This window comes from Undibacterium sp. Xuan67W, from assembly GCF_049340165.1.
In the GTDB taxonomy this organism is placed as follows: domain Bacteria; phylum Pseudomonadota; class Gammaproteobacteria; order Burkholderiales; family Burkholderiaceae_D; genus Undibacterium.
The window spans coordinates 24,996-36,863 of the sequence record NZ_JBMPPN010000003.1 but is presented as its reverse complement, the minus strand read 5'-3'; the positions used below and the strand labels follow the sequence as shown (position 1 = coordinate 36,863).

Sequence of the window (11,868 nt, the reverse complement as noted above, 5' to 3'; positions counted from 1 at the left end):
GAGGTAACTGCCAAGGCAGTTACCCTCTATTGAGCTGACTCACGAATATCAATAAAGTCATGCCGGTAGATCGTGTGTATAAAAAAAGGAGCCGGTGGCTCCTTTTTTAACATCAAAATATACTCAGAATACTTACTCAAGTTTCCAGACAAAATCCACTTTAGTCCAGAGCTGTTCCGCCTTACCGTCCTTGGTTCCTGGCTTGAATTTGCACAAGCTTAATGCGGTCAGCGCAGCTTTATCCAGACTCTTGGAACCACTCGATTTTTCAACTTTAGACTCGGACACTTTGCCGTCGGTAGCAACCAGGAAACCCAGAGACACCGTACCGGTTTCTTCATTCATCAACGCCGCCTTCGGATACTTAGGAGGGTCGCAGGACTTATTATCAATCACAGGTGCAACCTCTGCTGCCAACGCAGAACTGGCAGCCGCCGCGAGCAAAAATGCACTAGCGATGGAAGATAAACATGCTTTCATAAGTTAACTCTTCTTTTTCAAATTGAGATCAAAATTGTGCCACAAACTACGCTAAACACAAACTGGCAAGCAAAGCACTGCTAGTTTGTATTTTAGAACTCTTCCCACTCGTCAGCACTTGGGGCGCTGTGACGGCTACTGGCACTAGCAGCACTGGATGCGCTTGCTTTGGGTGATGCTGACGGAGCTTTTTTGACGTTTGCTCTGGCAGCTGGTAAAGATTTAATATTCGATGCTTTTGGCTTCGGCTTAACAGGTGCGGCAGCTTCAACACGACGCACTGGTGCAGGTGCTTTCTCCATCGCATGCTCAGCGGCATTGAGTTTAAAAATACTGACTACTTTTGCCAGTTCTGCCGCCTGATCCTGCAAGCTTTGTGCTGCCGCTGCTGCTTCCTCTACCAGAGCGGCATTTTGCTGCGTCATACCATCCATTTCAATAATGGCGTGGTTGACGTGTTCAATACCGACGCTCTGTTCCTGGCTGGCGGCACTGATTTCGGCAATAATGTCTGTGACATGCTTCACGCTGGAGACCACCTGATCAATCGTTACGCCTGCCTGACCCACCAGTTTGGTACCGATGTCGACTTTTTCTACTGAGGTACCGATCAGGGTTTTAATTTCTTTTGCAGCTGCGGCACTACGCTGCGCCAGATTACGGACTTCTGCAGCCACCACCGCAAAACCACGACCTTGCTCACCAGCACGCGCTGCTTCAACTGCCGCATTTAATGCAAGAATATTTGTCTGGAATGCGATACCGTCAATCACACTAATGATATCGACGATCTTTTTGGAGGACTCGTTAATTGCACTCATGGTATCGACGACCTGCGAAACCACGACACCACCCTGACGAGCAACTTCGGACGCCGAAGCAGCTAACTGATTGGCTTCGCGCGCATTGTCTGCGTTCTGCTTCACAGTGGTCGTCAGTTCTTTCATTGATGACGTTGTTTTTTCCAGTGAACTGGCTTGCTGTTCCGTACGGGAAGACAGATCCAGATTGCCGCTGGCAATTTCGCTGGATGCTGTAGCAATTGTATCGGTACCCTGGCGGACCTGACCAACGATATTGACCAGGCTGTCGCGCATAGTTTTCATCTGCGCGATCAGACTACTGTCATCACCTGAATTGCTATCAATTGACACTGCCAGATCACCTGCCGCAATACGATTTGCAATGTGTGCAGCGTAGTCAGGTTCCCCACCGAGCTGTTTCAGCAAACTGCGAGTAATCACAACACCGGCAAAAATACCGGCCAGCAAAGCTAAGCTGCCGAGTACCAGCATCAGATTACGCGCTGTACCAAAAGCCGATCTCGCGTCCTCTGAGCTTTGCTCATTCACTTTGTCTTTCAAGGTCACCATTTCATCCAGCGCATCTAACCATTTCTTTTGCACGGGACGGATTTTTTTGATCAGGGTGATAGTTGCGACCTCAGGATTATTCGCCAGACCTAATTCCTGTGCTTTGGCAGGCAACGGTGCTGAGGCATTTTCTTGTTCTTTCAGCTTTGCGAGTAAGGCTTTTTCTTCCGCAGAAGTCGCCGTCTCTGACGCAAACATCGATGCTAATTTAGCCTCAGCTTCTGTGTATTTTTTTGACTGTTCTTTGATCTTGGCCAGCTCTGGCTCCATATCGCCTGCATCATTTAGCAAGGTCAGATTACGCAGCGATACCATACGGTCATAGACAATCGCACGCATCTCAATCACCAGACGCGTTTCAACGTTATTGACGTTGACGATGCGCTCCAGCCGGTCTTCGATTTGTGACATGCCTCTGATGCCAAGTGCAGTCACGACGATCAGCAGGGTTAACACTAAAGCGAAACCCAATCCCAAACGCTTGCCTACCTTCATTTTTGCAAAGTTCATAATTCAGTCTTAGTGAAGTAAGGAATAAAATCCACATCAGGTATTCAATATCGATTTCGCTTACCCGTTTATTGACTTAACGAGTACGACGTTTTTTCATTGAATCATTGAGTGGCGATACAGTGCGACCAGTGATGCTTTTGCGACTTTTTGAAACAAACAAATGATTGTTCTCTAGTGTAAGCATAAAACGCTCCACATGGGTAAATCGCGCATCCGAAGTAAAGAAATATACGCTATTTTTCCGTATGGCAAGTTATTTTCTGTAGTTCAAATACAGGAGAAAATCATTTTATTCATTAGTGAAATCAAAAAATATTTACTTTTAGTTACGGACAAAAAGACGACTTTGAGATGCGTCGTTTGGCAGAAAAATTTGCTATAACACCAAGCAATAGAACTATCGTGTTCGATAAAGCGATGTTGCAAAATTTTGTTTGCTTTCAATGGCCTGATGCAGATCAATTGATACCGTGCATCATCGTTCTGATATGGCAAGGTAATGCATGAGTGATAATCTCTTACATGTCAAAATGGCGCTGAGATTTTTTGGCAATTCTGTGCCAATTTTCGCAGCGAAGCAACACTCTAAAAAAAATACTGCTGGAGTAATCATGCCGGACCCAATTCAATTCTATTTTCGCGGCAAAAGCCATCTGGTTAGTGATACAGCACCCACGCAAACTTTATTGCAATATTTACGAGAAGATCTTCATTGCACAGGCACCAAAGAAGGTTGCGCGGAGGGCGATTGCGGTGCTTGTACGGTCGTTATCGGTGAATTAAAACAAGACCGATTACAGATGAAATCGGTGAACGCATGTCTGCAATTTTTACCGACCCTGGATGGCAAGGCTATTTTCACCGTTGAAGATTTGAGTAACACCGGATCGCTCCATCCGGTTCAGCAGGCAATGGTGGATTGCCACGGATCGCAATGCGGTTTTTGTACCCCCGGCTTTGTGATGTCTCTGTGGGATTTGTATTTAAGAGAAGTGGATACCGGAACGACAAATACCACAACAAATCGCGATATCAGCACAATGCCGCTGGATCGTAAAAAAATCGATAACGCCTTAAGCGGAAATCTATGCCGCTGCACAGGCTACCGCCCTATCATCGATGCCGCTCGTCAAATGGCTAAGCTGCCAAAACAAGACTTTGACCGTGATGCCTTGAGCCAGACCTTGCGCGGACTGCAAAGAGAACAGACTTTGTCATACCAACACCGGGATCAGCGCTTTGATGCACCGCAGACGCTGACAAGCCTGCTCTCCTTACGAGCAACCAGACCTGATGCTGTGCTGCTGGCGGGCGCGACCGATGTGGGCTTGTGGGTGACCAAGCAATTACGCGATCTGAATGACATTATTTATCTGGGCGAAGTCGCGGAACTGCAGCTGGTATCTGTTGAAGACAATGTATTGAATATCGGTGCCACGGTCCCGCTTGACGAGGCCTATCAGGCAGCAACAAATTACTATCCTGAGCTAAACGATCTGTGGCAACGCTTTGCCTCCTTGCCTATCCGTCATATCGGAACATTAGGCGGGAATGTTGCAAACGGATCGCCGATCGGTGACTCCATGCCCTGGCTCATTGTTCTTGGTGCCCAGATCGTCTTAAGCAGTTTATCCGGACAGCGCCGCCTGCCTTTAGAGGACTTTTATCTTGGCTACCAAAAGAAAGATTTACGTGCGGATGAGATTGTGACGACGATCGAATTGCCTTTGCCATCAGCTCAGCAAATTTTCCGCACATATAAACTCGCCAAGCGTTTTGACCAGGATATTTCCGCAGTGTGCGCCGCATTCTCCGCCCAATTACAAGATGGACGCTTACGCAGTGTACGCATCGCGTTTGGCGGCATGGCGGCAACACCGAAACGAGCCCTTGCGGCAGAAGCCTGTCTGGAGAATCACCTTTGGGATGAAGCAAATCTGCTCAAGGCAATGACCGCACTGGCACAAGATTACGCACCGCTGTCCGATATGCGCGCCTCTAGCGAATACCGGATGACGACAGCACAAAATCTCTTACACAGATTTTGGCTAGAAACTCGTCCTCACGCACCACTGCCAAAAGCCACCCTCGATGTATTTGCCGCACCGGATCTCGCCCGTGAAGGAGTCGATCGATGAACTCGCTCACAGACATGAATACATCAACACTGGCAACAAAGTGGAAAGAAGTGGGCCAAGCACATCCGCATGAATCTGCAATCCTGCATGTTTGCGGTACGGCGACATATACCGACGACATTCCTGAAGTGCGCGGAACATTGCATGCGGCACTGGGCTTATCACAAAGAGCACATGCCAAAATAATTACCCTCGATCTGACGCCGGTAAAATCGGCTGAGGGCGTAGTGGCGGTATTTACTGCCAGCGATTTTCCCGGTACGAACGATTGCGGACCAATCTTGCATGACGATCCGATTCTGGCAGACGGCATCGTTGCCTATGTGGGACAGCCGATCTTCGTTGTTGTCGCCAGCACGCATGATCTGGCGAGGCGCGCAGCACGTAAGGCCGTGATCGTCTATGAAGACTTACCCGCGATTCTGACGCCACAGGATGCACGTGCCGCACAGTCATTTGTGCTGCCCCCGATGTCTCTGCAAAGAGGGAATGCGCAGCGAGCGATGCACAGCGCTCCGCATCGCTTACAAGGTCAGTTGCAAGTTGGCGGTCAGGAGCAATTTTATCTCGAAGGGCAAATCGCCTATGCCTTGCCAAAAGAAGCAAAGGCAATGCAAGTCTATTGCTCAACTCAGCATCCGAGCGAAATGCAACACGTAGTGGCACATGCGCTGGCGATTCCTTCACATCAGGTACAAGTCGAATGCCGGCGCATGGGTGGTGGTTTTGGCGGCAAAGAATCGCAATCCGCCTTGTGGGCAGCCAGTGCAGCGCTCTGTGCAATGCACTTGCAAGTTCCTGTCAAACTGCGCGCTGATCGTGACGACGACATGATGGTGACAGGCAAACGTCACGAGTTTTATTATGAGTACGAAATCGGCTACGACGACCAAGGCTTGATCCTGGCAGCAAGAATCGAAATGGTGTTGCGCGCTGGGTTTTCTGCGGATTTATCAGGGCCGGTGGCTACGCGTGCTGTCTGCCATTTCGATAATGCGTATTATTTATCGGATGTCGAAATCAAGGCGCTCTGCGGTAAAACAAACACGCAATCGAACACGGCTTTTCGCGGATTTGGTGGCCCGCAAGGTGCGATCGCGGTGGAATACGTGATCGATGATATTGCGCGTAATCTCGGCAAAGACGCCTTAAGTATTCGCAAGCTTAATTTTTATGGACGCAACGACAAAGAAGGTCGCAATACAACGCATTACGGTCAAAAAGTTGTTGATAACGTGATTCATGAAATCGTCGCCGAGCTGGAGCAAAGCAGCGCTTATCAAGAACGGCGAGCCGCTATTGAGGTGTTTAATCAGGACAGCCCGATCCTAAAAAAAGGACTGGCGCTGACACCGCATAAATTTGGTATCGCTTTTAATGTCACCCATCTGAATCAGGCTGGCGCTTTGGTTCATGTGTACACCGATGGCTCAGTCTTGGTCAATCACGGTGGTACCGAAATGGGACAAGGCCTGCATACCAAGGTCGCACAGGTAGTGGCGCATGAACTCGGTATTCCGCTGGCTCAGGTAAAAATAACAGCGACCGATACCAGTAAAATTGCCAATACCTCTGCCACGGCAGCATCGACAGGTGCCGATCTGAACGGCAAGGCCGCGCAGCACGCAGCTCACCAGATCCGGGACAGACTGGCTGTCTTCGCATCAAGTCTCTTCGGTGGCAATGCAGAAGACGTGCAGTTTTTTTCCGGACAGGTGTTAGCTGGAAGCGACCAGCTCAGCTTTGCCGAATTGGTACAAAAAGCGTATCTCGCCCGTGTGCAGTTATGGTCAGACGGTTTCTACGCGACGCCGCATTTGCAATGGGATAGCAAGACCATGACGGGTAATCCTTTTTCGTATTATGCCTACGGTGCTGCAGTATCCGAGGTCATCGTTGATACGCTGACTGGCGAATGGAAATTACTGCGCGCAGATCTGCTCTACGACGCAGGAAACTCACTGAATCCTGCAATTGATCTTGGTCAGGTCGAAGGTGCTTTTATTCAGGGCATGGGCTGGTTAACGACAGAAGAATTATGCTGGGATGCCAAAGGCAAACTGACTACGCATGCGCCTTCAACATATAAGATTCCAGCGATCTCAGACTGTCCTGAGGATTTTCGTGTGCAGTTATTCGGCAAGCACAATATTGCAGACAGTATCCATCGCTCAAAAGCAACGGGAGAGCCGCCCTTGCTGCTACCCTTTTCCGTGTTTTTTGCGATCCGTGATGCGATCGCCAGTGTAGCTGCTCATCGACGTAATCCGCCTTTACAGGCACCGGCAACTGGCGAGGCGATACTAAAGGCGATCAATGCTATTCGTGTGTAATTCCGTTTTCCATCACGCCTACCGTTGCGAGCGGCACCCGGATATTCGCGACGAAGGAAAAGCATAAGATAACTTTATGTTGTTTAGAATTTTTCCTGTCCGTATCTGAAAGTTTATTATCGGCACGCAATAATACGATGCGTTCACGTAGTATTTTTAGAAGTTTCCATATCAATCCCGCAGGTTTCATGCGCCTCTCAAGACTGTTTTGAGCTGAAAGGCGCATGAATAGTGCGGGTTCAAAGTACACATTATGCATTCTCAGTTACCTACAAAGACGCAAGCCTATCGCGCCAGTCTGCTGCATTTTATTGATGATCCCCTGACGAGTGATCAGGCGACGCAATGGTGTGAAGACGGATTGCTGATCGTTTGTGATGGACGGATCCAGGCCGCCGGTCATTACGCAACTCTAAAATTGACCTTGGATGATGACGTCGTAGTGCAACATTTTCCCGGCAAGATCATCATGCCCGGCTTCATTGACAGTCATATTCATTATCCTCAAACCGACATCATAGGATCGCCCGCACCCGGACTTTTGCCGTGGCTGGAGCAATATACGTTTCCGGCTGAACGACGATTTCAGGACCGTCATCACGCCGGTGAAGTTGCGGAATTTTTTCTCGACGAGCTGCTACGGTGCGGCACCACGACCGCAATGGTGTATTGCACCGTACATCCTGAATCGGTCGATGCTTTTTTTGAAGCAAGCTCATCATGCAATTTGCGGATGATTGCAGGTAAAGTATTGATGGACAGGAATTGTCCGGAATTTTTACGTGACACTGCAGAAGGTGGCATACGTGATAGCGAAGCGCTGATCCAAAAATGGCATAACAAAGGTCGCCAACTGTATGCGATCACACCGCGTTTCGCACCAACTTCTACTGAAGCACAGATGCAACTTGCCGGTGAGTTAGCACACACCTATCCAGACACTTTCATACAAACCCATGTCGCAGAAAACCGCGACGAATGTGCCTGGGCGAAAAGTCTGTTTCCGCAGGCGCGCAGCTATCTCGACATCTATGATCGCTATGGCTTAATGCGAGAACGTGCGATGTACGGCCATTGTATCTGGCTCGATAACGAAGACCGGGCACGCATGTCCTCCACCCGCTCCGCAGTGGCACTGTGTCCAACATCAAACCTGTTTCTGGGCAGCGGATTGTTTGACTTTAAAGCTGCTGAGCAAGAAAAAATTCTCTTGTCACTAGCAACGGATGTGGGGGGAGGCACCTCATTCTCTATGCTGCAAACCATGAACGAAACTTATAAAGTTGCTCGTATGGGTGGGCACCACTTATCCGCTACAAGGATGTTTTATCTGGCGACACTAGGCGCCGCACGCAGCATGCAGCTAGACGGGTGCATTGGTAGTTTCACGGTAAATACGGAAGCTGATTTTATCGTACTCGATCCGCAGGCAACACCACTAATGGCCCGCCGCACCTCACAATGCAATTCACTGGAAGAGCTGTTATTCGCACTGGCACTTTTAGGAGATGACCGCCAGATAGTCAGCACCTATGCGGCTGGTAAGCAAGTGCATGTGCGAAAGTAGTTGGTGTCAATTTGGTTCTGCATGAACGGAGAAAGTTATGTTGTGACGACGTAAAGCCAAGAAAAATCAGCATTTCTACATAAAAAAAGCCCCGGAAATCCGGGGCTTTTTACTTTAACCAAATGAATTTATATGAGGTTAAATTCCTCTGTGTTACCAGAATTTGTATTTAGCACGAACATAGTAAACACGACCTAACGGATTAGTGAAGCTAGCATCATAACCAGTTTGGAAGTTAGCTGAAGTACGTGAAGAAGGTGGATCTCTGTCCAGCAGGTTTTTGATGCCGAAAGACAGATCTACGTTCTTAAAGCCTTTCCAACCCAATGTCGCATCATACGTTTCGTATGGAGAGACACTGCGGTCAGCCGGATAGTTTGTACCACCGACTGCTGCTGGATCAGTAAAGTCATGATAGCCGCTAGTATAGTTCTGCGTTACAGATGCAGACCATGGACCGCGAGTATAAGCTACTGTCAACGCATGACGCCATCTTGGTGTTGGGCCAAGATCTTTATACGCTCCGGCATCACTTACTTCTGGTGAACCTTGGTATTGATAACCATGCTGAGTGTAGTAAGTACTATCAAAGTTGAAAGTGAAGTTACCGATATTCTCAACTTTAGCTTTGTAGTTCAAATTAAGATCGATACCAGCAGCGAAATAAGCACCAGCATTTACCAAAGGCAGATTTACATAGGCTAATGGGAAGTCTTTGTTTGTACTACCTTTGATCGCACCAGTTTGCTTACCATCATCAACCCAACCGTCTGGGAACAATGCTGGGTCATAACGATAGAAGTTGTTAGCGTTCGCAGTCGGGTTACCGAAAACAGTATTTTCAGACACGCTCAAGATCGCATCATTAATACGGATATTCCAGTAATCGATAGAACCACTGAAGCTAGCTGTTGGCTGGAACACAAGACCCAAGGAATATTGCTTGGATTTTTCTGGTTTGACATCAGTGTTACCTGAGTTGGCTGTGGACAGTTGAACATTACATTCATCCTGAATAGCACCAACTGGATTTACGCTATTTACTGGAACACCATTTGGGCAACGTACTGGATCACTAAAATTACTATTAGTGTTATTACCTGTAGTAAATGGACGCAAGTTTTCGTACAAAGTCGGTGCACGGAAACCTACGCCGTAGGATGCACGTGCCAACAAAGTTTTAGTCGGCTTATAAGTAAATCCAATTTTTGGACTCAGTTTATTGAAAGACGTACCAAAGCCATTTTTGTAACTGTCGTAGCGAGCCGCGAGATCTGCTTCCAAATCTTTGTACAAAGGTATTTGTGCTTCAGCAAACACGCCAAGTACTTTTCTGTCACCAGTTACACCAGGAATTGGACCTGCACCGCCAACTTGATCACCGCTTGCCAAAACAGGGGCAGAGAATTGATCTAAAGTTTCATTGCGATAGCTAGTACCTAATGCCAAGCCAACAGGACCATAGCTAGTTTGTGCAATTTCTTTTGAAATGCGAACATCAAATTCTTTGGAAATTGATGTACCGCGATTCTCTAACTGACCAGTCAACATTGCGCTCTTCAGAGCTGCAAGGCTCGTCGCATCTTGTGAACCAAAAACATTGATTGCACCTGACTTGACTAATGGTGTCAGTTTTTCGTAGCTAAACTGACCTTCGCCAAACGTAATTTCTACTTTGTTTTTTGCATAGGAGAATGCTGTCTCGTAATCCCATCCGGCGATCACACCCTTAGCACCCACCAAGAAACGATCGTTTGTTGCATCAGTATTATCCTGACGGCCACCACCGGCAACAGTACGCCAAGTACCTGACATAGGACCTACTGGTGTTACAACCACGTCATTTGCCAAAACACTGCCAGCCGGGAGTGTGGAGCCGTTAGCTAATTGGTATGTTGTACCTGCTGGAACGACATAACCTTTAGGAATAGTAAAACTAGTAGGATAAAACTTGCCCCCTGCAGGGTAAGTCATGTTGATGGTGTATGGAGCAGGCGAATATGTTGCAAGAGTATTATCTTTTGTGTGTGCTACTTCAGCAAACACTTCGTGGTCATCACTGACCTTGAAAACTGCACGTGCCACAACATTATCGTGGGTTTGTTTAGGGATCAAATCAATATACTTGACATAGTCTGTACCGCAAGATTTCGCATCACGGATCACCAATGCAAACTCTGGATTGTTACAGCCATTATATCGATATGGATTTACTGTTGAATATTTATTACCTAAGCTGTCAGTAAAATTGAAGTTAGGTACACCGTTACGAGGTGAAGCCTTGTTGATACCAAGATCAGGGCGATTTGCAGTCGTTGCAAAAGAACGATCTCTTGCTTTCAATACATCATCATTTTCGTGATTTGCGCTCAACAAGATATTGAACCCTTGCTTATTCAAATCACCGTAACCGCCGGTTACGTTAAAACTACGTGTATCACCGCCGCTTTGCGCTACTTTAGTACCGTAAACAGAAGCCTCTAAACCTTGATAATCTTTTTTCAAGATGAAGTTGATAACACCTGCAATCGCATCAGCGCCATAAACAGCTGATGCGCCATCGCGCAATACTTCAATACGCTCAATAGCTGACAAAGGAATTGAATTCAAATCAACAGGGCTGTTACCAATAGCATAGTTGGCAACACGGCGACCGTTTAACAAAACCAGTGTGTATTTAGAACCAAGGGAACGCAAGTTCGCTGAAGATGCAACACCTGTTGCGCCCACGTTATTCGCAACAACACCGCCACCAAAGTTACCTGGAATCATATTAACCAGGTCTTGTGCCGTTGTCGCACCAGTGCGCTCAATGTCTTCCCGTTTCATCACAGTTACTGGCAATGCAGTTTCTGATTCGACACGTTTAATGGAGGAACCCGTGATTTCAATACGTTGCACCGCGTCTTGCGCAAATGCTGGTTGAGCAATCGCGCCCAAGCCCATAACGATTCCACTGGAAAACATTATTCTGACTGATCGAGACAGAATTTTTTCTTTTGTCATTGTGCTACTCCCTAAATAGGTATGGAGACTGTTCTATCAAACGCAGATTCTTTGTTGTGTAAAGATTTGCAAATGGACCCAAGATTTTTGATAATTTCTGAAAATTTGAGTATCAAAAATTCTTGATAGAGCATGGAACCATTTCCTCAATATGACTGTCAATGAAGGCTGCACTTTTATATACCTAAAAACAACAGGGATTTTTTTGTTTGTTATCTGAAAATAGCTCTAATGCATTTTTTTTGTGCAACGCATTATTATTGGACAAGCTTAGGAGGAAAGTAGCTACGGCCTTGATTAATACGTTATTTCGTCTTGTTTTTTAATTTATATTTCTTCAAATTGAAATTAAAAAAATTAAATTTTTTTAATTTTTTAAAAATTTCTATTTACCCAACATTATTAGAAAATTTTCTTTCCTAAGATTTTATAAAAAAACAAATTATTCTTCAAAAAGC

General features: G+C 46.8%; 6 protein-coding genes. 3 read left to right on the top strand and 3 right to left on the bottom strand.

Annotated features, from left to right (window positions below; genetic code table 11):
• Positions 1-132 precede the first annotated feature (132 nt).
• Together ACO0LE_RS03335 and ACO0LE_RS03330 are read right to left on the bottom strand one after the other, a co-directional pair.
• Positions 133-480 (bottom strand): energy transducer TonB, encoded by a 348-nt coding sequence (locus tag ACO0LE_RS03335; RefSeq protein ID WP_422958996.1) that lies wholly within the window; start codon positions 478-480, stop codon positions 133-135.
• 92 nt (positions 481-572) lie between these two features.
• Positions 573-2,363, bottom strand: a complete 1,791-nt coding sequence (locus ACO0LE_RS03330) for a methyl-accepting chemotaxis protein (protein ID WP_422958995.1) — start codon at positions 2,361-2,363, stop codon at positions 573-575.
• A gap of 614 nt (positions 2,364-2,977) precedes the next feature.
• On the opposite strand from ACO0LE_RS03330, the gene xdhA reads away from it, so the two are divergent.
• The 3 genes from xdhA (at position 2,978) to guaD (ending at position 8,404) form a co-directional block, all read left to right on the top strand.
• Positions 2,978-4,504, top strand: a complete 1,527-nt coding sequence (gene xdhA, locus ACO0LE_RS03325; protein ID WP_422958994.1) for a xanthine dehydrogenase small subunit — start codon at positions 2,978-2,980, stop codon at positions 4,502-4,504.
• On the top strand, positions 4,501-6,837 hold the full coding sequence (gene xdhB, locus ACO0LE_RS03320; RefSeq protein WP_422958993.1) for a xanthine dehydrogenase molybdopterin binding subunit: 2,337 nt from the start codon (positions 4,501-4,503) through the stop codon (positions 6,835-6,837). The genes xdhA and xdhB overlap by 4 nt, the downstream gene beginning before the upstream one ends.
• A gap of 253 nt (positions 6,838-7,090) precedes the next feature.
• A complete protein-coding gene (gene guaD, locus ACO0LE_RS03315) occupies positions 7,091-8,404 on the top strand; it encodes a guanine deaminase (RefSeq protein WP_422958992.1) in 1,314 nt (437 codons plus the stop codon).
• Positions 8,405-8,557: 153 nt separating this feature from the next.
• Here guaD and ACO0LE_RS03310 read toward each other — a convergent pair whose 3' ends face one another.
• Positions 8,558-11,410, bottom strand: coding sequence for a TonB-dependent receptor plug domain-containing protein (locus tag ACO0LE_RS03310; protein WP_422958991.1), 2,853 nt, complete (start codon positions 11,408-11,410; stop codon positions 8,558-8,560).
• Between the last annotated feature and the right edge of the window lie 458 nt (positions 11,411-11,868).